This window comes from Paraglaciecola marina (assembly GCF_004360155.1).
GTDB lineage: Bacteria > Pseudomonadota > Gammaproteobacteria > Enterobacterales > Alteromonadaceae > Paraglaciecola > Paraglaciecola marina.
This window is the reverse complement of the sequence record NZ_SAIS01000001.1, coordinates 583,296-606,400: the sequence shown is the minus strand read 5'-3', so window position 1 is coordinate 606,400 and position 23,105 is coordinate 583,296. Positions and strand designations below refer to the sequence as shown.

At 41.3% G+C, this 23,105-nt stretch carries 19 protein-coding genes and 1 pseudogene; 7 read left to right on the top strand and 13 right to left on the bottom strand.

The annotated features are described in order from the left end of the window. Positions 1 to 54 precede the first annotated feature (54 nt). The 7 genes and pseudogenes from EOK74_RS08805 to EOK74_RS08775 form a co-directional block, all read right to left on the bottom strand. Positions 55 to 474, bottom strand: coding sequence for a DUF1801 domain-containing protein (locus EOK74_RS08805; RefSeq protein WP_133469598.1), 420 nt, complete (start codon positions 472 to 474; stop codon positions 55 to 57). Next, positions 467 to 1,093 (bottom strand): 3'-5' exonuclease, encoded by a 627-nt coding sequence (locus EOK74_RS08800; RefSeq protein ID WP_133469597.1) that lies wholly within the window; start codon positions 1,091 to 1,093, stop codon positions 467 to 469. Before EOK74_RS08800 ends, EOK74_RS08805 begins: the two co-directional genes overlap by 8 nt. Positions 1,094 to 1,147: 54 nt before the next feature. Next, a complete protein-coding gene (locus EOK74_RS08795; RefSeq protein ID WP_239024055.1) occupies positions 1,148 to 3,568 on the bottom strand; it encodes a diguanylate cyclase in 2,421 nt (806 codons plus the stop codon). A 138-nt stretch (positions 3,569 to 3,706) separates the two neighbouring features. After that, positions 3,707 to 4,345: pseudogene (locus tag EOK74_RS08790) on the bottom strand (NADPH-dependent FMN reductase). 70 nt (positions 4,346 to 4,415) lie between these two features. Then, positions 4,416 to 5,804 (bottom strand): MFS transporter, encoded by a 1,389-nt coding sequence (locus EOK74_RS08785; RefSeq protein ID WP_133469596.1) that lies wholly within the window; start codon positions 5,802 to 5,804, stop codon positions 4,416 to 4,418. Between the two features lie 162 nt (positions 5,805 to 5,966). Beyond that, a complete protein-coding gene (locus EOK74_RS08780; protein WP_133469595.1) occupies positions 5,967 to 6,452 on the bottom strand; it encodes a DUF6491 family protein in 486 nt (161 codons plus the stop codon). A 254-nt stretch (positions 6,453 to 6,706) separates the two neighbouring features. Then, positions 6,707 to 6,958, bottom strand: coding sequence for an HP1242/YdcH family protein (locus EOK74_RS08775; protein ID WP_133469594.1), 252 nt, complete (start codon positions 6,956 to 6,958; stop codon positions 6,707 to 6,709). 308 nt (positions 6,959 to 7,266) lie between these two features. Between EOK74_RS08775 and EOK74_RS08770 the strand changes: the two genes are divergently transcribed. The 3 genes from EOK74_RS08770 to EOK74_RS08760 are packed head-to-tail and all read left to right on the top strand — an operon-like array spanning position 7,267 to position 12,254. Next, positions 7,267 to 9,786, top strand: coding sequence for a DUF1592 domain-containing protein (locus EOK74_RS08770; RefSeq protein ID WP_133469593.1), 2,520 nt, complete (start codon positions 7,267 to 7,269; stop codon positions 9,784 to 9,786). Continuing rightward, complete coding sequence (locus tag EOK74_RS08765; RefSeq protein WP_133469592.1) at positions 9,755 to 11,134, top strand: DUF1552 domain-containing protein; 1,380 nt, start codon at positions 9,755 to 9,757, stop codon at positions 11,132 to 11,134. The genes EOK74_RS08770 and EOK74_RS08765 overlap by 32 nt, the downstream gene beginning before the upstream one ends. A 10-nt stretch (positions 11,135 to 11,144) precedes the next feature. After that, the gene (locus tag EOK74_RS08760) at positions 11,145 to 12,254 is read left to right on the top strand and encodes an ankyrin repeat domain-containing protein (RefSeq protein WP_133469591.1); all 1,110 of its coding nucleotides are present in this window, start codon (positions 11,145 to 11,147) and stop codon (positions 12,252 to 12,254) included. Between the two features lie 12 nt (positions 12,255 to 12,266). Here EOK74_RS08760 and EOK74_RS08755 read toward each other — a convergent pair whose 3' ends face one another. The 5 genes from EOK74_RS08755 to EOK74_RS08735 all read right to left on the bottom strand — a co-directional run bounded on the left by EOK74_RS08755 (position 12,267) and on the right by EOK74_RS08735 (position 17,522). After that, the gene (locus EOK74_RS08755) at positions 12,267 to 13,874 is read right to left on the bottom strand and encodes an FAD-binding domain-containing protein (protein ID WP_133469590.1); all 1,608 of its coding nucleotides are present in this window, start codon (positions 13,872 to 13,874) and stop codon (positions 12,267 to 12,269) included. A 152-nt stretch (positions 13,875 to 14,026) separates the two neighbouring features. Further along, positions 14,027 to 15,130, bottom strand: coding sequence for a metalloprotease (locus EOK74_RS08750; protein ID WP_133469589.1), 1,104 nt, complete (start codon positions 15,128 to 15,130; stop codon positions 14,027 to 14,029). A 236-nt stretch (positions 15,131 to 15,366) separates the two neighbouring features. After that, the gene (gene rho / locus EOK74_RS08745) at positions 15,367 to 16,338 is read right to left on the bottom strand and encodes a transcription termination factor Rho (protein WP_133469588.1); all 972 of its coding nucleotides are present in this window, start codon (positions 16,336 to 16,338) and stop codon (positions 15,367 to 15,369) included. An 86-nt stretch (positions 16,339 to 16,424) separates the two neighbouring features. Next, positions 16,425 to 16,790: a tetratricopeptide repeat protein gene (locus EOK74_RS08740; protein WP_133469734.1), complete on the bottom strand. Its 366-nt coding sequence runs from the start codon at positions 16,788 to 16,790 to the stop codon at positions 16,425 to 16,427. A gap of 249 nt (positions 16,791 to 17,039) precedes the next feature. Beyond that, complete coding sequence (locus tag EOK74_RS08735; RefSeq protein ID WP_133469587.1) at positions 17,040 to 17,522, bottom strand: MarR family winged helix-turn-helix transcriptional regulator; 483 nt, start codon at positions 17,520 to 17,522, stop codon at positions 17,040 to 17,042. Positions 17,523 to 17,642: 120 nt separating this feature from the next. Here EOK74_RS08735 and EOK74_RS08730 point away from each other — a divergent pair, with 120 nt between their 5' ends. Both EOK74_RS08730 and EOK74_RS08725 read left to right on the top strand, forming a co-directional pair. After that, on the top strand, positions 17,643 to 18,521 hold the full coding sequence (locus EOK74_RS08730; protein WP_133469586.1) for an EamA family transporter: 879 nt from the start codon (positions 17,643 to 17,645) through the stop codon (positions 18,519 to 18,521). A 46-nt stretch (positions 18,522 to 18,567) separates the two neighbouring features. Then, the gene (locus EOK74_RS08725) at positions 18,568 to 19,161 is read left to right on the top strand and encodes an NADPH-dependent FMN reductase (protein ID WP_133469585.1); all 594 of its coding nucleotides are present in this window, start codon (positions 18,568 to 18,570) and stop codon (positions 19,159 to 19,161) included. Between the two features lie 251 nt (positions 19,162 to 19,412). On the opposite strand, the gene EOK74_RS08720 is transcribed toward EOK74_RS08725, so the two are convergent. Next, positions 19,413 to 20,297 (bottom strand): helix-turn-helix domain-containing protein, encoded by an 885-nt coding sequence (locus EOK74_RS08720; RefSeq protein ID WP_133469584.1) that lies wholly within the window; start codon positions 20,295 to 20,297, stop codon positions 19,413 to 19,415. A 135-nt stretch (positions 20,298 to 20,432) separates the two neighbouring features. Here EOK74_RS08720 and EOK74_RS08715 point away from each other — a divergent pair, with 135 nt between their 5' ends. Further along, positions 20,433 to 22,508, top strand: coding sequence for a TonB-dependent receptor (locus EOK74_RS08715; protein WP_239024054.1), 2,076 nt, complete (start codon positions 20,433 to 20,435; stop codon positions 22,506 to 22,508). A gap of 9 nt (positions 22,509 to 22,517) precedes the next feature. Further along, positions 22,518 to 22,937 (top strand): hypothetical protein, encoded by a 420-nt coding sequence (locus EOK74_RS08710; protein WP_133469583.1) that lies wholly within the window; start codon positions 22,518 to 22,520, stop codon positions 22,935 to 22,937. The last annotated feature ends 168 nt before the right edge of the window (positions 22,938 to 23,105 follow it).

Genomic DNA, 23,105 nt, shown 5'->3' with positions numbered 1-23,105 from the left:
TGTGGCGAATGAAAGGCTAATATTTAAAACTAAATATTATTCAGATTGACACTACTAGTGAGGATATTTTCTATCCATTTCATCTAAGGATGACTTAATAATGTTTTGTAAAACGTCTGTATCAACATCACTTAATTTGTTGATATATAAACAAGACTTACCTATTTTGTGTTTTCCTAATTGCAGTAACTTAGGTTTCAGCTCACTAAATCCCATCATAATATACAAAGCTAAGTTTTGTTTACGAGGAGAAAAGCCAGTACGTAAAGACCGATGTTGTTTCTTATCTGCATTCTGATAGGAATAAGTCCCAAACCCGATAATACTGTTGCCCCACATCACGCCTCTTTGTTGCGTAATCTCAGCAAACATATCAAGTAACACTAAAGCATCTGCTGCTCTTTGCTTGTGCTCAATAGAAGCAATAAAATCTATAACATTGCTGGCATTGGCCTGAGTTTTGTTTTCAGCCATACATAGCCTTTTCATTGTGCATTAGCCTAGCAACCTGTTGCTTGGGAGTTTTAGTAAGCTTTTGAGTTAATGAAAAAGGGATCGACGACATACCATATTGCTGCTCCATATCTGCCAGCATCACCAACCAGAATTTGGCTGTCATTTCAGCATCATATAAAGCCCGGTGAAACCCACCCTGTGACTCAATACCCGTATAACTGATTAAAGATGACAACTTATGATTGGGCGCGTCTTGATATATACGCCTAGCCATCAACATAGAGCATGAAAACTGCCCAGAATAAGACTCAGAAATAGCTGCAAACTCAGAATCCAAAAAGCGTTTATCAAAGGATGCGTTGTGAGCAACTAAATTATAACCGGCAATAAAATCTGCAAACTGCGCCATAACATCCTCACAAGGTGGCGCGTCCTTGAGCATAAAATTATTGATACCCGTATAATTTTCAATAAAAGAACTAATAGGTTTACCTGGGTTCATTAACCCTTGAAAGCGCTCAACGATCACCCCAGACTCAATCTTCACAGCACCTATTTCTATGGCCCTATCACCGTAGTCTGGTGACAAACCCGTGGTTTCAAAATCTAGAACAATAACAGTATTAGCATCAGTCATATACCACACCCTTACACTTAGACTGACAAGAATAACGCCACTTCACCAGCATCATTATGCTAAAGTCTCATCCCAAAATGTTACTTGATTACGGCCTAAAGATTTAGATCGAAACAAGGCAACATCTGCCTGATTAATTAACTCAGAAGGGCTCTTTGCTTTAAATTTAATGGATGAAACCCCTAAACTAGCTGTGATAGCTACATTTTCAAACGTTCTGCTTTCAATTTGTGAACGAATAGTGTCAGAGATACGCATAGCTTGGTGCTGTGAAGCGCTTGGAAGTACAACACAAAATTCTTCACCGCCATATCGAGCAACAATATCATTTTGCCTTACAGCATTTTGTAATAAGTCGCCGACACCACGAATCACTTCATCTCCAATACTGTGCCCATAAGTATCATTTACTCTCTTAAAATGATCGATATCTATCATAATCACACAATACTCATTTAAAGGCTCTAAACTCGCGAAGTCACGACTCATAAGCTCAAATAAAACCCGTCGATTGTAACAGTTGGTAAGAGGGTCACGTGCGGCTAAATAATCTAACTCCCTGTTACGTTTTTTGGAATCATTAAAGCGCCTATAAACAGCTAAAACTATAAATAAACAAACAATTAATAATGCCACTAGAGCGATACTGGCATATTGATTCTTTACGAGTTCTAACTCTGAAATTTTCTGAGCTTGCCCAGCTATTTCTATTTCATTGTTTTTTCTTTCTAACTCTAATTTATCTAACTTTGCTTTCTCTCTTAGAGATTCCAACTCAATCTCCATTTTATGGGAATACAAACTTGCTTTTTGCAACACCAGCTCATTACTTTCATTTTCTTCTTGAATAAGGCGGCTTAAAGCAATTTCTTTCTCTGCGTAGTCTAATGCCGATGCAATATCTCCCTTTACCTTTTCAGCTTCAATTAGCAAACGATAGGCGTATAACATCTGAAGTTTATTATTTATCTCTTCTGAGGTCGCAACCGCTTCTATGAGTAAGCTTATGGCCTCATCTGCATTTTCACCAATTAAGACCCCAGCTAAAGCTGTTTTCGCTTTAGCTTCATATATTTTATTACCTATATCAGATGCCATAGTTAAGGACTTCCTATAAAAATGAATCGAACTGGCCTGGTCACCCGCATCTCGATAAATATTCCCAATAATACGTAAAGCTAAGGCTTGTTTATTTCTGTCATTTTCAGCTTGATAGGTGTTAAGAGCTTTTTTTGCCATAGTTAACGCAGTTTCAAAATCTCCATTATTTAAGTCAATTACAGCAAGTTCTCTTAGGGCTGTTGCTAACGTATTAGCATCTATTTCAGCTCTGGGCAGATCAACTGTTAGTTGATAAAACGAACGCGCTTGAGCAAATTGTTTTAGCCTAGTATATATAAGCCCCATTTGATTAGAAGTCTTAGCAAGACCGCTATTATCACCCACTTTTTTATAATAAAGGTGAGCTTCGTGAATATGTTTTAAAGACTTTTTATAACGTCCAATATATCTGTATATTATTCCAGCTCCAGTTAAAGCCTTTGCTCGCCCCTCAGGATCATCAAGTAATTTATGAAGCTCTATGCCTCGAATTGAGTAATCCAAAGCAATAACATAATTACCTAAATGACGCTCTGCTTCAGCCAATGTATTTAAAGTTCGTGCAATTAATCTTTGGTCACGTAAAGCAGTGTAAACGTCCAAAGTTTTTTTATAATAAAGGGCAGTATTTTCTCTATTTTTTAAACGCTTGTAAGACTGAGCAAGTTGTTTATAAGTATTTCCAAGAAACTTCTGTATAACCTCATCATGACCAGTGAGATAGGCTGTAGCTTCTGAGTATGCTGCAATTGCATCCTCATAACGTTTGCTCTTGTATAATCCATCCCCCTGCAGTATCAAAGAGCGTCCAATAAGTGGTTCATCACCATATTCTAGTGTTATGGGTAAAAGCTCAGTGATGACATCTACGGCTTTCTCATAAAGCTTTTGCTTTAACAAAGCCTTAGTGTAATAAAGAGACATTTTAATAAAATTTTCTTGATGCTCCTCTTCTTTATATATGAGCGCCCCTTTTAAAAAATGGCTGGCGGCTAACTCAAAGTCTTTTGCGTTTTCAGCAAAATTGCCCAAAAACCTATGTGTTTTAGCACTCAAAATCGAATCGTTATTTTCTATGGATTTGTTCAGAGCTTTAATTGCCAATTGCTGGCTTAAATGCAAATCACTATCTTCAAAATACTCAGCCATATCAAGTAGCTCAGCATCAGAAAGGCGCTCATATTCAATCCCAACAATACTGGTTTGCCCATTATTCTGTTGAGATAAAACCTCAACAGAATTCAATAAAAAAGTACAAAACAACAAACCCAATAAGGGTTTGCGACTAAAAGACACCAAGTGTTTGCTAGCTAACCTTCTTGTAAATATAGATAAGCCAACAACCCATTGGTACAAATTGCAGTCATGCAGCATGTTTCAATTTCCAACTCTCATTCGTTTTCCGGCATTTACCGCCAAAATGTAAAAAGCGACACATGTTAACAACATTTCATTAACTTACAAAATAACCTTTAAAATCGATACAAAATCAGATTCTATGGTAATTTTAAGTTAGGGGGCATTCCTTTGTTTTGGATCCATCTTAAAACCGTTAAGCATATTATGAGGGTCTGCTGCTTCTCTATGTTTTTGAGTAGCGGCTGCCCACCAAATAAGCTGCTTAAAAGTACGACCAAAATACGTAAACCAATCTGTTTGGCTTTCATCAATCTGCATCGCTCCGTCTTCAGTAAAAACCTGTTGTGCATTAGGCACATGGATCATAGCAGACACAGATAAACACCCCAGCTCAGCCAAAAAAGTACGCATTCCCCCCACTGCCCAACCGAGTATGTCACTAGGGCACTAGGGTTATATGAAAACAGTGAACTACCAAAATGATTCAAAAGATTCGCCAATACAGGACTCATTGAATGGTTGTACTCAGGGCTAATCATCATAAAGCCATCTGCCTTAGCAATCTTTTTAGCCAGCTCGTCTAGTTGTTCAGGCGCCCTCTTCTGAATAAGTAAAGTGAGGCTTAAAAACAGTCTCTAAGGGGTAATCAAGGGCATCAATTAACTCGACGTCTAACTGAGAATAACCAATACGAAAACATTCCATACACACATTCGCAACACGGACACCCAACCGAGCAGGTTTAGGTGGGGTACTATCACGAACCGTTCCCAAAAAAACCAAAATTTTCATATCAACACTCACTCTCATACATCAATCAGCTAACAACATAAGAAAAACTAAAACTATTTAAAATTATGTTTTAAGCCCCTGATTTACCTCGTAGAGCTGACAAGGCACTCGCTACCAAGACAAAGCTAAGAGACATCATCAAAGCCATATCAAAAGTTTGAATCAAAGCTGGATTTTGCTCAGCACTAAACTGTGCATCTCCAATATAAAAATGCACCATCAAGTTAACCAAACTCATACCAAACAGATTACCAATAGTCCGTGACAAGTTTAAAGAAGCAGACGCCACCCCAACTTCATCAGGCTTAACAACCCCCATAATGGCATTATTATTAGGAGTAGAAAACAACCCAAAGCCAATTCCTATCAATAATAACGAAATAGCAATATACATAATACTAGTTTCAGTGCTAATCGTACTCAGTACAGCTAACCCTATCCCCACTATGACACAACCTAATGTCGAGATAAGCCTAGCTTCGAACTTATCTGCTAGCTTTCCAGAAATTGGTGCCAATATCGCCATTGATAACGCTTGCAGCAATATTATCTGACCAGCATGAGAAGGTGTAAAACCTTTCACATACTGCAAATATAAACTGATTAAAAACACCAAGGGGAAGTTACTGGCATACATCAATAGTGAGGTAGACAAAGACATAGAAAACACCCGACTATCGCGAAACATTTGTACCCGTATAAGAGGCTTGCGGCTACGGCTTTGATGTAGCACAAACATACCTAAGCTTGCAGCAGACAACACAAGCATGCCTACGCCTAATATTTGCGGCAGTATACTTAGACCATATACGAGCGAACTTGCAAACAAAGCAAAAATGCCGGTTCCCCACCAGTCAAACTTGGTTCTATCGTCGTTCTTCCACTCACCTTCAAGGCGCATTTTTATTAAAATCAACAAGGCAATAACTATGGGTACCTGAAACAAAAACACCGCTCGCCACCCCCACAACTCAGTTAACCAGCCTCCTACTGCTGGTGCGATAGTTAAGCCAATATAGATACACGCTGATGCCAAACCCAACGCTGCACCGCGCTTATGAGATGGTGTAACCGAAGTAATGATGGCAATGCCCGTGGCAAAAATCATTGAAGACGCAAGCCCCTGCACAAAGCGCCAAAACAATACCCACTCCATACTGCCACTCACACCGCACATTAGAGACGAAAAAGCATTTAATGCTAACCCATAACTATAAATACGCTTGCGACCATAGTTATCAGCCAACTTACCTGCCGGTAACATAAACACCACACTGCTTAAAATAAACAAGGTAGGTAACCAAGACACCATTTTCGCATTAGCTTGTAAATCAGCTGCCATATCAGGAATGGCAATATTCACAGACGCCATACCCAAAGGGCCAATAATGGATCCCAAACACACAATGATCAGGGCAAATTTAGCTAAAACAGATTTTTCGGCAGCAGACTGGGGCAAAATAGAAAACACTTATATGTAATATGAGAAAGAGATCATAGTGAAGCAATTACGATTGTATAGAAGAATAATAGTTTTATTTAAGGTAGGTCAGAATAAATCGAAATAAAGTAAAAACATTAGGGGGCTGTTAGACAACCCCAATCCCCAAAAGATTAAAAGTTAATCTGCGGAAATTTTTAGCGCATTTTCTTTTTCTTCTTGCTCTTTCTTAGCATCAGCTCTTAGATCATCACGAGTTTTTTCAACTTTTTCGTAAGCAGCAAATGCGGCCTCTCGGTTTTCAAATTCAAAAATACTTTTTATGGGGCAAGCTTCATCAGAAGTAATAATCTTATCATTACGACCACCACACACTTCAAAAAAATCCCCTTTAAAACCAGCCTTAAAACTAGTCAATAAAGAATTACAGTTCATAAAAGTCGTGGCTAAATAATAACGTTTTTTACCACTACTACTAATGCTAATCACGTCATCATCCAACGAGCCATACCCTCGTATACTGCGCTGGCGAACACAAGCTCTGCCATCTTGTTCTGTTTCTATCCGTAATAATTCATCATGGCTCGGCAAATCTACACCCAAGCTTGAGCATGACGTTAAAATTAATACCCCGACCAAAACGAAAGTAACCTTTAACATATTCATACATTCTCCAAACTAGCGCAGATAAGTTTCAAAACATTGATAAACCAATACGTTAACCGACTTAAACTAAACATCAAGTTACTTTATATTATCAGCTCAATAATGAACCTTTACTGAACAATGCAATTGCTTACAAAATAATTTTTAAAGATAAGTAAGGAGAGATATTTAATATCTGTCGGTTAACCTAAATATAATAAGGCTTAAACTCTATCAAAAGTTTAAGCCTTCATAACAATAGTTATTTGTAACGGCTAGAGTTCGCTTTCTGCCCTTTGTACATATTTAAACAGTACATCTTTCAAATGCACTCGACGGCTTTTAGCTGCATCTAAATAATCATCAGATACTGCTTCATCGTTTTTCTCAATGTGGTGTACTTCATTTTCAAGTTCATGGTACTCATCAAACAGCTTAGCAAAATGGGCATCATTCATTTTAAGGTGACGAATAGTATGGTGATGGTCTGGAAAATCTTTAAGTAATGTATGTTTATCTACTTGCATAGTGGTACTCCTTTTTAAGTAACCTTTAATCATTATGTTAATTATATGTAAGCAAACCAAGACACTATTGATCTAGGTCAGGTAAAGCATCCAAAAACATATTTACTAGGCCCCGTTCACCTAAGTCAAACAAGCAAGACACACCAAAAGTAATCACTCCAAATCTATAAAAAGCCAACTATAGCAATAAGTTACGGTAAATTATTTTCCTGACCACTTAGACTACTTATGGCACAGTAGTTGCTGAATTACAGCACTTGTACATTAGTCGTGTTTTAAATACCCGCAATTGCTCAAAGAGAGTGCAAATGGCCTTTGATATGCTCCCAAAAAGCCTCACCTTAAATAAAGGTGCCGGTTCGTTTATGTTGATTTGCTCGATCCTATTGGGATATACCCCTAGTTCTTTTTCAAAAACAATAGATTTAGATTTTTTAAAGCATCAAGCAGCCGAATTAATTAATGACCGCTGCGAAAATTGCCACAATGACTATATTTTTGATGGTAACTGGTCTGTAGAAGATGTTGACGTTAGCGATGTATCACTTGGCAACAACCAAAGACTATGGGAGGCCATGCTTAAATCTGTAACCATGGGTGACATGCCACCAGCTGACAAAGAGCCTCTTACCCCTGAGCAAAAATCCTCATTTTTAACTTGGCTACAGACTTCTTTAGATAACTACAGTGAACTTAATCCTAATCCTGGCCGTGCCACCATTCGCCGCTTAAACCGCAGCGAATACGCTAATTCAGTAAGAGATTTGCTGGCACTAGATATTGATATTAGCCAATCTCTTCCCGGTGACAACTCGGGCTATGGCTTTGACAATAATGCTGATGTATTAGGCGTATCAACCACACTACTAGAACGGTATTTATCCGTAGCCGGTAAACTCAGCAAGCTTGCCACTGGCCTAGCAGGCACAACCCCTAGTAAACAAAATTATCTAGTACCCAAAGATGGCTCTAAAAAGAATAGCGGTATCCCTTCATTTGACCTGCGAATGAGCGATCAATTGCCGTTGGACTCCCGTGGAGGAGGCAGTTTTGAGTTTTATGCCCCAATAACAGGTGTTTATGAAATTGCAGGATTTATTAATGCCAATACTACCAATGAAGTAGACCGCATGGATATTCACCGTCATAGCTACAAACTCAATTTAGTAGCCGGTAATCACACTATAGGATTGAGTTTTAGGAAACGATTAGCTTTGAGCGAACATGTCCCAACTGTGCGTGAAGGCACAAGTTACGTAGTGCTGCCAGACAGAGACCCAAGCCTTCTCGACCTAGACTTTATCCTTGATGGCGCACCTGTGTATTCTAAAAAGGTGCCCTCTTATTATATGTTCCCGCGCTTTTCTCAAGCTGCTTTTTTGCGAGATGTACTCGAAATAGAAGTGATTGGCCCCCTCGAAACAGTCCTAAAACACCAAGCAAACAATAAAACCAGTAAAAATAGCGAGACAGCAAGCACCCGTAAGATATTTATCTGCACCCCCAACACTGTTACTACAAACCCAGAGCCAATATCTGAACAAGAGCTAGACTGCGCAACCAACATTATTGAAAACCTAGCCACCCAAGCATACCGCCGCCCCTCCACAAACGCAGATATTCAGCCTTTGCTTCAGGTTTTTAAACAAGCCAGAGCAGACTTAAACTTTAAAGCAAGCATAGCCAATACAATACAAGCCTTACTCGTTGCTCCCAGCTTTTTATATGTTCAAGAACCCACTCCAACCAATACGACACCGGGCACTGTTTATAAGATCAACGACTATGAATTTGCTAGCCGACTGGCTTTGTTTTTATGGAGCAGCCTACCCGATAAAGAATTAAGTATTTTAGCCGCAAAGGGGACACTGCGAGAGCCAGAGGTTTTAAGCCAACAAATCAAGCGCATGGTGCAGTCTAGTAAAGCCCAGGCACTTACTGATAATTTCGCAGGACAATGGCTGTACTTACGTAACCTGCCCCACCACTTTCCTGATGTATTTGAATTTCCGCAATTTAATGTGCCATTAAGGCAATCTGTACAGCGGGAAACCGAATTGTTTTTCACCCGTATATTAAAAGACAACCAGCCCATTTTTGATTTTTTAAATGCAGACTACAGCTACCTAAATGAGCAGCTAGCCAAGCATTACGGAATTACTGGCGTTAAAGGCACAGCATTTAGAAAAGTATCGCTCAATCACTATCCTAACCGCGGTGGTTTATTAGGACATGCCAGTATTTTAACCTTAACCTCAAACCCAAATCACACCTCTCCTGTGAAACGGGGTAAATGGATCTTAGATAACCTGCTCGCTGCCAGCCCTCCTCCCCCGCCGCCAGACGTACCTGCATTAATCGCTGAGCATGATGGCATCGCCTTGTCTGCAAGAGAGCAACTTGCTAAACACAGGGCTGACCCAGTATGTGCGTCATGCCATGTACGTATGGACCCCCTAGGCTTAGCCCTAGAAAAATACGATGCGGTTGGTGCCTTTAGAACACGCTACGCTGACCAAGAGATTGATGTTACCGCACAAATGCCAGATGGCAGCAAGTTTGAAGGCTTAGATGGCTTACAGTCTGTGTTGTGGGACCGCAGAGAACGTTTTACCCAAGCCTTTACCGACCGACTACTCACCTATGCACTTGGCAGAGGCTTAGAACCCTACGACCAGCCAATCATTAGAAACATTGCCACACAAGCAAGCACCAAAGATTACCGAATCCACTCTATTATCGAAGCGGTTGTTAGCAGTACTCCGTTTAACTATAAAAAAGCTCCAGAGGCTAACAATGAAAACCAACAGATCGCTAAAGCACTTTAGTAGCAGTACCAATAGCAGCGAACACAGTGGGCCATCTCGGCGCGTGTTGTTAAAAGGCCTAGGTGCCGCAGTTGCCCTTCCAGTAATGGAGTCACTCTTGCCAACGGCTATGGCTAAATCCTTTGAACAACGCCCCAAGCGAATGACGGTATTTTACTCACCCAACGGTATGCGGATGCAGCGTTACACACCAACCACAGCGGGTAAAAACTACCAAGCCACGCCTATCCTACAACCCCTTGAAAAAATGCGAGAAAAATACACGCTAGTGTCAGGGTTAGGGCATTATCAAGCCAGTGCCTTTGGCGATCCATCAGCTGGCCATGGGCGCAGTTGCCCAGCGTTTTTAACGGGTGCCCATGCTAAAGCCACCGAAGGCGCAGACATATACTGTGGTATATCAGCTGATCAAGTCGCGGCACAATATTTTGCTAAAGATACCCAATTAGCCTCACTTGAATTGGGCATAGAGCCACCCAGCTTACTAGGCAGTTGTGATATCAACTACAGCTGCACCTACACCAATACCATCTCTTGGCGCAGCCCAACCCAAGCCTTACCTGCAATGGTTACCCCAAGCGACGTGTTTGAACACCTATTCGGAGATGGCAATCAAATTGACGAAGCCACCCGTCAAAAAAGATTGGCACAAAAAAGTAGTATTCTTGATTTTATAAACGGAGAAGCTAAACGTTTAAACCAAAACCTTGGCATGAATGACCGTCACAAAATGGCGCAATATCTTGAATCTATCCGTGACGTAGAGCGACGCATCACCAAAGCCCGAGAAACCACAATAGAAATGAATCTAGAAGGTTTTACCGTGCCCGCAAACATCCCTAGTGACTACGAAGAACATGTCAAAATCATGTTAGACCTGCAAATGCTAGCGCTACAAACCGATATGACCCGAGTGAGTACCTTTATGTTAGGGCGAGAGCTAAGTAATCATGCTTACAATAACCTTGGTATCCCAGACGGCCACCACGCTTTAAGTCATCACGCAAATATCCCCGACAACATAGACAAGCTAGTTAGGGTAAATACCTATCACATGCAATTGTTTGCTGATTACCTTGAAAAAATGGCCAGTATTCCCGACGGCGATTCCAATTTACTCGAAAATACCTTTGTGATCCGCGGTGCCTGTATCGGAGAGTCTAACTACCATGACCACATGGATTTACCCATTATTCTTGCAGGAGGCGGATTAGAAGGTAACCGCCACATAGCGAACAAAAAACATACGCCTATGTGCAACCTACTACTTTCGGTTTTACAGCAAATGGGCGTACCGGCTCAAAGCTTTGGTGATAGTTCCGAACCCCTTGCCGGCCTAATAACCTAAGAGTTAACCTATGACATTCAAACCATTGCCATACAAAAACAACAAGAGCAGCCTTCTATATGCCACGCTAAAAGTGTGTGTTATTACCTTAGCGCTTAGCCAACTAATGAGCTGTAATAGTGAATCAAACCAAAGCATTACTGTGGCAAAACTGAGCAATAAAGAACATAACCAGCTATTGCTTGATACCAAACAGGCCATCTTAAATTTAGATATCGCCAAGGTAGACACCTTAAGCACTCAGATAGATATCAATCGATTATTGCCAGACAACTCAAGCCTACTAGCCTGGGCCGTAGAAACCCAAGAGCCACAATTAGTAGAACTGCTATTACAAAAAGGCGCAGCGGTAGAGGTTACAAATAGCAATCGCTTTACCCCCATCATCCAAGCGTGCAGATACGGCAACTCTGCCATCATCAACGCCCTGTTAAACAAAGGCGCTAATCCAAATTCAACCATAGAGGACGGCACCAGTGCCTTTCAATTGTGCGCAGGCTCAGCCTCAAGTATCGACCTTGCAACAATGGCTAACCTAGGTGCTAACATCAGCGCCCAAAATAAGCACGGACAAACCCCCTTAATGTTTGCCGCTAATATCGGTAACACCGAAAACCTAAAATACCTTGTTAACCAAGGTGCCAAGATTAATCAGCAAACCCAACAAGGTTATAGTCCACTGTTTTTTGCCATAAAAAGCCATAATTTAGACACGGTAAAAGCCGCTATTACTCTTGGCGCTGATTTACACGCCAAGGCTAAAGATGGCACCAGCGCGCCACAACTTGCCCTGTACACATCCAATTACGAATACTTGAATTGGTTTGCCAGTGAGTTGAATTTATTAATGGCAGCAGACAGAGTCAAACAAACTCTTACAGCCTTTGACCGAAATGGCCAGCAACTACTCCATGCTGCCGTTGAAGCTAATCAACCACAGCTGGTATCGCAATTACTAGCACTGGGCGCTGACCGCACAACCATTAGCGAGCCCTCAAAACTGAAATGGCGTTACGAGGCAAACTTCAAAACCAAAGACTATGTGCCACCACGACTCACCCCAATAGAAATCGCCAAGAAAAAGAAACTTACAGAAATAATCGAAATCTTGGGTGAGTAAAGAGTAAGCCCTTCAAAACAATTTTAACTGCGGTGTGTTTGGTTCGCCGGCTTTTTGCTTAGGTTTGCTCTTGGTACCGGTGCGTTTACGAGAACCGTGTTTTTTAAATACTTGTTTGGCGTTTTCTCTCCCCCTTACAGATTTAGATATTCCATAAAGAGCGTCTTTCATTATTTTCGACTCTTGCTTAAAATCAATTATTGGCTTTGTATATTGAGGTGCCACGTTTTCGTGATTGAGAGCCATGATTTGTGCAGTTTTCAGAGGGCGTAGCTCGGGTATCATGCTGCGCACAAAGTGGCATTGAGGGTCATGATCGGTTAGCTGTTTTTGCGGGGAATATATTCTAATTGAATTAATGCCTGTAATACCCGCCTGCATTTGAATTTGCGACACATGTATACCGGGCACGTAGTCAACCATTAGTTTAGACAACTCATACATAACTGTTTGCCATGGTAGCCTTAGGGCATTACATGCAAAGCTGGTGATCATGGCTCTGGATCTAAAATTCAACCATCCATATTTTTGGTAATAGCGCATAGCAGCGTCAATGGCCGGAAACCCAGTTTCGCCATATAACCATGCTTGAAGCCGTTTGGTGTACTCGGTTTCGTCATCTTGTTTGGTGGTATAGGGCAAACCGGTTCTGAAGGCTGGGTTAACCGCTTGCACTTCCATTTCGACTTCGTTCTCTAGCTTTTGTACAAAGTGAGCATGCCAAAAAAGCCGCGAGGTGAAATTTCTTAAGCTCGATATCCATTGTTTATGATTAAGTTCTGGTGTAGCGCGCTGGGCTTCAATTAAATGTTGTAACCTAATATCGCATTCTTGAAATACGGCCCTTAGCGATAACGCGCCCCACGCTAGCTGAGTCGACACCCTTGAACAGGCGCTGGGGGCTTTGTTCATACTGCTTATTCCGCCCCGATATTTTTTACCGCGTACCCATAAAAAGTCTTTGAGTGTAGACCTAGCATACCTTTCGCTTACAGATGAGTATTCGGCGGCAAAGGAGTTAAGTTTTAAGGCTGGGTGGTTGGGGTGTAAATGCTTGAAAAAAGCGTGTTTAAGCACATCAGGGAAACTAGCAAGTAAGGTGTCTTTGGGTATTTTAAGTAGAGGTTTGAATATGTGGCCTTTAAAGTGTTTGTCCCAGTAATCTCGGTTCATAGGGCCACGAACCACACCATTGTTGGTGTATTCATGCCATTTTATATGATTGTTATCGCACCAAAGCTTAAAGGCTTTATCACGCTCAAACGTATGGGTTAATCCCGTTTCTTCATGGGAGTAAACTTGGTTTACTACAAAACCAAGCTCGCTGATGGCGGCGTTAATATATTGCACTGCTTCTATTGGCGACAGCTTAAAGACTAACAGGCCACTTCCAAAGTGATTGAGGTTTTGGCTTAGAGCATTAGCCCCAGTTTGTAAGGCATGGGCATGAAACGCTCCCCAGTCTGGCCCGTTTAGTAGTAATGGCTCTTGTAAAAATACCGGAATAACAATCTTGCTATGGGCCAAGGCTTGAGTTAACGCTTCGTTATCGAAAAGTCTAAGGTCTCTTTTAACCCACCAAATGGCCACGTTTGTTGGTGTTTGGGCGGCTGTGCTCATGCTTGTATCTTGGTATCCGGTGTGGTGTTTAAACGTTAGAAAATAAAAAAGCAGCACTAGGCTGCTTTTAGTAATACGTTTAAAACCAGATTTTGGTTTAGAACTAACCGGTAAATTATTAGCGTTTAACTGACTAGTTAAGGCTAATAAACCTAACTACCCAATATTTTCAAAGGTAAAGACAAGGCGTCATTACCGGTTTGCCCAACTAACCAAATAATCGCGCTTAGGCCACCTATTGTAACCACGTACCAAGCTACAGAAACAAACTGTGCATAACGATTTAATGGCAACAGTTCACTTAAATGCCTGCGTTTATATTCAAAAAATATCTCTAGGCTACCTATGGCGAGCAAAAAACCTAGTAAAGCCAAACCAAAATAGTAACTAACAAACACACCTAATACCGCGCCCAATATACAGGCAATAATGCCCACCCATGAGTTGACCGAAAACGCGATGCTTTTTAATACATGGCCACCGTCTAGGGGCAATACAGGCAACATATTGAATAAATTGAGTAAGGCGTTAAATACCGCTAAGCCCGCAAGTATTTCTATATCGGTGATCCAATATGCCAATAAACATGCCATAGACAATATCAGGCCAAAAAACGGCCCCATGATTGAAATCACGATATCTTGCCAACGGGTATTTATTTTGCTGTCGCTTAAGGCCAAGCCACCCACAAAAGGGATGAGGTAAATGCCTTTGGTTTTTAAGCCAAAGTATTTCATTGCCTTGATATGTCCGTATTCGTGAAACACCAAACAAAGGATAAGGGCAATGGCAAACTCAATAGAAAACAACCAACTATAAGCCGCTAAGCTACCAGCAGCGAATAACACCTTAATCACCTTGGCACTTTTTAGCAGCTTTAACCCCAAGCTCGCCATCCCAATAAAGCTAAACTTCATTGGCTGTTTTTTACCTTGGGTAACCTGCCTTTGCTCTATGTCTTTTTCGGTAAGGGTTCCTTCTTCTATTTGCTGGTCATTTACCACCAAGGTAAATTGCAACTTAAAAGGCTGCCAGTTAAGTACACCACTCAACTCAACCTGGATATCACCCTGCTCGCTTTGTAATGTAAATTGATGGGAAAAAGGTGTTCCCTCTAGGTCGTCATTATTACTTGTAGCGGCACTCGTATCAATTTGCGACACGCACTGTTCACCCCAAAAAAGCTGTTGCCAACCCGCCATCGAACCCTCTAACTTAAGGGGTTTACCTAAACACTCTACTTCTAATAAATGCACTATATAATCTCAATAAAACTTGCTAAGGCAATATTAACCTAGTTTGGTTTGCGGGTTACAAATATTAAAAGAAATGGGGAATCATTAGGTGTTTTAAACATGTAAAGAAAAAATAAAATAAGCGAATTAGCAAGATTAAAACGTAATGGCACGTAATAACGAATGGCTTTGGCAGTGCACTTACAAAAGTGCACTTGTCTATCTATAAAAACCACTCCAGCAAGGCGCTTTTCAGGTTAGCGGTTTAACAGCTCGGTATTGGTTGGATAACTATCAAGTAATTCAACCAGTTTTCTGGCTCCATCAACAGGTTTAAGGCTAGTTAATCCTCTACGTAGCGCTCTTATGTTGGGCAGAGTTTTATGGTCTAACAGCAGCTCTTCTCGGCGTGTACTGCTTTTTGCGATATCTAGTGCGGGGAAAACTCGCTGCTGTGACGCCTCGCGGGATAATACAACCTCCATGTTGCCTGTGCCTTTAAACTCTTCAAATATTACTTGGTCCATACGGCTACCGGTATCGGCAAGTACCGTAGCTAAAATAGTAAGCGAGCCGCTGTCTTCTACTTTTCTGGCTGAGCCAAATAATTTGCGTGGCATTTCCATCGCTTTTGCGTCTAGGCCACCCGACATAGTACGACCACTGCTTTTTTGCTTGGCATTATGTACCCGGGTGAGTCTGGTTAATGAGTCAATCACTATCATCACATCATGACCCTCTCCGGCCTCTTTACGGGCGATATTCAGTAAGTTATTAGCAACTTGTAAGTGGTGGGCATAACTTTCATCGGTAGATGAGGCATGTACCGTAGCAGGCACACTGCGCGTAAAATCAGTTACCTCTTCTGGGCGCTCATCAATCAGTAACGCATATAGCTTTATCTCGGGGTGACCCGCCCCTACAGCTTGGCATATATGTTTTAACAGGGTGGTTTTGCCACACCCAGGCGGCGCAACAATCAAGCCACGTTGCCCCTTGCCAATTGGCGTGAACATATCCATGGCCCGTATAGTCGGCTCATCTGAGGCTAATGCCAGTTGAATACATTCATAAGGATTAACCGCCGTGCCATTTAAAAATCGATATTGGGAGTCTTCAACAGGTTTCTTTGCAGGCGATGGTTTAACTTCAGCTTTGTTAACTTGGCTGTCAGTAGACTCACTGACTTTTTTTCTTTTCAAGTTTAACGATAATATTTTTCTGGCCATAATGCCTGTGTGTACCCTATGAGATGTTAGATGATTGGCTAGCGGTTGCGTTTGGGTAAAGTTGACAGTAATGCTTAAGATTACACTTAACCCAATGATTCAAGCAGTTGCTGTATTTCGGTTTTGAGCTCGTTATCTTCTATTTTATTAGCGCTGACTTTTGCAGCTTCAAGGCTTTGAATGGCCGCGCTGGTATCACCCAACTCAACTTGCAACCTAGCCATTGAATACCCAATAGACGACATATGATCTTTCGAATTAATCGCCTCAGCCTTTGCTAACGCTTTTTGATATCCGATTACAGCCTCGGCTAGGTCATCGGTAAAATCTGCCAATGTTTCCCACTGCTCGGGATGATCTGTAGGGGTATTCTCGTTATCTACACAAATGGCCTTAAGCTCAGCAAAATACCTATCAAACTCTTTCTGATTATCTCTATCAGCCGCGGCCATAATTTTTTCAGACAGACCATAAACGGCCCTGTATATTTTGGTGTTAATTTTCACGGAATTTACCTTACAAAATGAATCTACTCGTTATGGGGCAATCATACGGTAATCGGGGAAGGCATACGAATAAAGTCGTTGATAATAGAGAACTAATAGAAGCGAGTTATGTGGGATGTTACCCCTACCAAATACTACTTTTAGTTTCGACAACTTTTATATTGTCATTAAAAACGTTCGCCTCTACATGTTTAATTATAGTTTATCTGCAAGCACTATCTTTTTTAACAATGAGGTGAGTTGAATTCTTTCCATTTGCTTAAGGGGCTTAAGCAGCACTTCCATGTTGGCCACATGTGCGGTTACGGCTGTATCAATAATGGTTTTACCTTCTTCAGTCAGGGTGATTTTACAACTACGGCGGTCTTTAACACTTGAAATTCTTTCTATCAACTGGCGTTGAACCAATGCCTCTATGCGCGTACTCATAGCACCAGAAGATAACATCAATGTTTGATAAAGCTCAGTAGGTGTAAGAGGTATTTGACTACGGTACAAGGTAGCGAGTATGTCGAACTCAATACCACTTAGCTTGTGTTGTTTAAATACCGTTTCGAGTTGTTTTTTCCAACTCGATTCAATTCTGAATAAACGCCCAACTATTCCCATAGCAGAGCAATTCAGTTCAGGCTTAGTGTTTTTCCATTGTTGTAAAATCAAATCTACCGAGTCGTTCATACACACCCCAAAAGTAACTTTTACAAAAGATACTTGATTTAAAAGTAAATTGACAATACTCTACAAAAAGTATCTTTTCAAAAAGATAAAATACAAAAACGTATTCTAAAGGTAAATATTGTGAAAAAATCACATGCAGTCGTAACAATAGGATTAACCGCAATAGCCCCCATTGTTTGGGGTAGTACCTACATTGTGACAAGTGAACTGCTGCCACTAGACACACCGCTTACCGCATCTACTTTAAGAGCGTTACCCGCAGGAATAGCGTTATTGTTAATCACAAAAGCCTCACCACCTAAAGATTGGTGGGGCCGAATGTTCATACTCGCCTTCCTTAATATCGGGTTTTTCTTTTACTGTTTATTTTATGCCGCAACACACCTACCAGGGGGAATGGCAGCTTTAGTCATGTCTATTGCCCCAATTATTGTAATGGGGCTCAGTTATTTATTACTGAAGGAAAAATTACACATACAGCAGTTAATCGCCAGCGTATTTGCAATGGGGAGCATGTTGTTATTGCTATTTAATTATCACGTTACATTGAGTGTTGATGGTGTAGTAATGGGAATACTCGGCGCAATAAGTATGTCACTCGGGGTGGTTAAAACCAAACAATGGGGGCGACCTAAAAACATGACATTGTTAAATTTCACCGGATGGCAATTACTGTTAGGGGGGTTAATGTTATTACCTGTCGCCCTATTACTTGAAGACATGCCTAAACAATTAAGCCTGAATAATGTTATAGGCTATAGCTATTTATCTATAGTGGGAGCAATGTTTGCTTATGCAATTTGGTTTAATGGAATAGCTAAGCTCCCAACCCTAACAGTTTCAATTTTAGGCTTTTTAAGTAGCCTATCAGCCGTATTACTTGGGTACCTATTCTTAGGTGAAACCTTAACTCTTACCCAATGGCTAGGTGTGCTTGGACTATTCATAGCAATCATTATGGTAACGCCAATCCAACCGTCTTCTAAACAAAAATGTTAACCCCATCCGAGTTATCAATATCAATTTACCGCCCTAGGAGGCGTCTATGAAACTTACAATAATATCTGGCAGTCAACGTCCAAAATCACAAAGCTTAAACGTCGCGCACTACTTAAAAAAAGTAGGAAACGCGAACTATGAACACATAAATATAATGGATTTATGTGAGCTTAACCTGCCCTTTTGGAATGAAGGGGTATGGAATGCTACAGATGAGTGGCAACCTTGGAGGCAAGTCGCTGAACAACTTGTAAATTCAGATGCCTTTATTTTTATTACACCCGAATGGCACGGTATGGCCACGCCAATACTTAAAAACTTTTTACTGTTAACCACCGCAAATGAGCTGGCACATAAACCTGCATTGTTAGTTAGCGTATCTGCAAGCGTGAATGGCGTTTACCCAATAAGTGAATTACGCATGACAGCCAGTAAAAACAATCATGTATGCTTGTTACCCGATCACTTGATTTTTCGCAATATAGGCTCAATTTTGAGTGACGACCATAATTGCATGGATGAAGCCATGCACCACCGCACAACATACACCATGGAATTACTCGCATCCTACACACATGCACTAAAACCCATTCACAAAGCAATGGCTGAAAAAGGCCAACCCTTTGTTTATGGTATGTAATGGTTTACTCGGTTGAGTATTGACTTAAAACAACCAGCTTGGCTGAGCTGTTAATGCATTGCTATCGGATAAGCGCTGCTTTGTAATATCCAACTTGAAGTGATAGAGGTGAAGGGATAATTAGATTTGAACCATGTAATCTAGGCTTCGATGACCCTAACTCTAAAACGTATTTTGGTCATTCAACTCTTGAATTCACTTAAATTAACTACGACCACTTTTACTCGTAGTTCTTTTTCCCCCTTCCTAGTTTATCCTCTTTGATCCTTGCGCCACTGGCTGGGTGTAAGGTTATAGGTTCGACGAAATGCAGCTGAAAATTTACTCGGGTTAGCGTACCCCACTGTTTGGGCTATATCAGTGATAGAAAAAGGCGAATGAGATAATAAACCCTTGGCAAATTCCATTCGTCTGTAAGTGAAATAAGCATAAGGTGCGAACCCCGTAGCAGCGCTAAATGAACGAGTGAAACTGCGGACGTCCTGTCTTGCTAATTCTGCAAGCTCTGACACGCTAATATCATCGCTAAGGCGGCTTTCTATCAAGTCGAGTACTTGCTGTAAACGCGGCCCTTTCAATGGATAAGTAAGGTTTTTCTTAAGGTTAGGTTGACAAGGCTCAGCTAAGTGATTGAGTAACAAATATATACCTTGCTCAAAAAAGGCTTGAGATACCCCGTTCACTTCTGCATCGCGTAACATTGCTGTCATAACCGAAGTTAACAATGGATCATTGTGTAGTTGTGAAGCTGCTGGTAATAATGTATCCGAAGTGAATCGTTCACTATATGGCTCTGTCAAGGAGTCGAGATTGATGGCAATCCCCAGTTGTTGTGTCCGTGACCAATAACCATGAGCCGCAGTATTGGGGAGTGCGATAAAAGTCGTACCAGGTCGTATCACCCCTTCCAAGCTAGGCCCTTCTCCCGAGCGTTTCATTCTTCCAACATGTGCAGTACACAGGTTTATCATTAAGAAATTAGCCGGTTCATACACGCCTTCTGTCGCTGCAAAATCGGCATGGGCCAACAAACCCAGTCCTTTGGGTGCAGAAATGGCGATAGAAGGTATTACACCAATGGCTTGTAAGCGTGAATTAAAACTCTGTAACTCTTGCTGCCAGTTCTTTGTTTTCAAGTTACATACCTAATACGTCATGATCTTAAGTTTTCCCGCAATTGGAGCAATTATGCCTAAGCGGAGTGGCACGAAGGGTTTCGATACATTATCTTAATGCGAATAGTTATCAATAGCAATCAATGGAAACACTCAATGTTTTATGTAAAAAAACGTCAGGCCGCATTATGTGCAATCCCCATGTTAATGACGCCATACTTGTCGGCTCAAGAAACCCCGAATATAGATAAAGAGCCAATTGAAACAATCGTCATCACCGCAGAGCTAATCGAACGTTCTGTGTTAAAAAGCGGTAGCAGTGTTGAGCTGTTTGACCAAAACGCCTTAAAAAATAACGCGGGTTTGCTTACGTTACGGGATGTGCTTGATTCAGTCGGTAATATATCTCTGGTGACAGGAACGGGTAAAGGCCCAACTGTTCGCGGCGTGGATGGTACAGGGCCAGCCGAGAACGCCAACGCATTTTTTGCTGGTAGCCGACCAAGGTTGAGTTGGCAGGTGGATGGCAGACCCGCTAGTTACAATGAGGTGGTGTTCGGTGACTTAGGCTTATTTGACGTTGAACAAGTCGAAGTATTACGTGGGCCTCAAAGTACCTTAGTAGGACGCAATGCAATAGCAGGTACTGTTGTTATAAATACCCATGACCCAGTTTTTGAGTCTGCAGGTAAAGCTCGTGTAGCTTTGGGTAACTTTAACGCTAAACAGCTATCAGGCATGATTAATATCCCCATTAGTGAGGATCGCCTTGCTTTACGTGTATCCGCAGACTGGTTTGAAAAAGAGTCTTCTATTAGTTATGACTCCTATGTTGGTGTTGAGAACCCGGGCGAAATTAAAGGCAAGTCTTTACGGGGAAAATTGCTGTATTTACCTGATACAGAGCGTGACTCTAAACTAATGTTCAGCCTCGCCCACACATCATATCAAGGGCCGAATAGTGAAATAATTGTGCGACCTTTTAATGAACGCCGTTCAAATTTCCCTGAACAGCCACAGCACAAGCCCGAAACGACAAGTTTCGCCCTTGAATATGACTTGGCACTAAATGACAAGTGGAACTTCGCTATTAATACTTCAGTAACTGATTTTGAGTTTACCCGCACTGCCGCGCCAGACACAAGCAATGCCACCATAGACACCACTGAGTACGTCATTGAACCTCAGTTGCATTATGAAAATGAAGGTATGGCAAGCGTTATGGGGCTTTATTACTACCAAGCTAGGCAAGACGAGTTCATTGAATTTATTGATGCGCAAAACTTTGATGATGAAACCGATACCTTAGCCGCCTATGCCGAAAGTGTTGTTTCACTGTCACCTACAATTGAGTTGTCTTTGGGGCTGCGTTACGAACAGGAAGATAGAAAGCGCGAAGGCGGCGATGTCACCGGATCATTAGTGGATATATACTCAGATGAAACCTACTATGCACTGCTACCTAAGTTAGGGGTAAACTGGCAAGCAAGTGAAAACATTAACTGGGGGCTACAAATTTCAAAAGGTTACAATGCAGGTGGCGGAGGAGTGACCTTTGCGTTCCCTATTGTTAATTATTCTTTTGATGATGAATCTGTTTGGACATTCGATTTTTATGGCCGCCAAGAATATTTAGACGGACATATTCAGACTACCCAAAACCTATTTTTCTCCCAATATACAGACATGCAATTACCATTTGATCTCACCCCAGATGATTCTAGTGATGAGGCCTTTGTGGTACGCAATGCCGATAAAGTTAACACCTCGGGATTAGAATTAGGCATAACCGCACTAATTACAAATAGCTTCAATCTGTGGGGGAATATCGCGTTACTCGATAGTGAAATTACCGACTACCCAGACTCTGGTGTTGAAGGAAATGAACTCCTCACTGCTCCAAACTTTACCGCCAGACTAGGTTTTTCATGGCAAAAAAACAATTGGCAAACGAGCTTAAATACGCGCTATTCAAATAGTTACTATACAGATGTCAATAACCGCCCCGGTGGTGAAACTGACGCTTATGTGGTTTTAGATGCTCAGTTATCCTACCAAGCTGATAAATATCGTGTTTTTGCTGTAGTTAAAAACCTATTTGATACCGATAAAGCCGTGGCTAAATATTCTGGCACAGCCTCTGCCGATAGCGAACTGACCGATAGCGATTTTGATACGGCAGTATTACTCCAACCTCGAACATTTCAACTTGGTGTAGAGCTTAAGTATTAGGAGCAATCTATGTTCACGATAAATATGGACAATTGGCCACTGATTGTTTTCGAATTTAGTGGAGAGCCCAATATTGAAGAACACAAACAAGCATTAAATGTTTGGAATGAGCTATTTACACAACGTAGAAAATTTATTGCCGTGCGTATATTTCATGATGATATCGCTATTAGGCATACATCAGATATAGGTAAACTTAGTTTAGAATGGCTCGATAGTGGCGCTCGTGATTCGATAAAAGAATGGGTGACGGCCATGCTTAATATCACACCAGAATCATCTTTTAATAGAATGAAAGGCATGAGTGTAGAGAAGGTATTCGGTGTTCCTGGAGGAATATTTAAAAGTACACAGGATGCGTCACAATGGCTCAGGCTAAACATTGATGGAGATCTTGACTACTCACTACTTGACGCTTTCCATCACTGATAATATTAGCTCAGATAATATCGAGTTTATTAGACAACCAAATACCGCTAATTTTGTAGCTAGCGGTATTTGGCTTACCACTGGTGTGGCGCTTATCTTAGGGGATAAGTGGTCTAAATCTGTTGCCAAGCATCAACGCTTATCAAAATCCATTGTAAAAAATTTAAA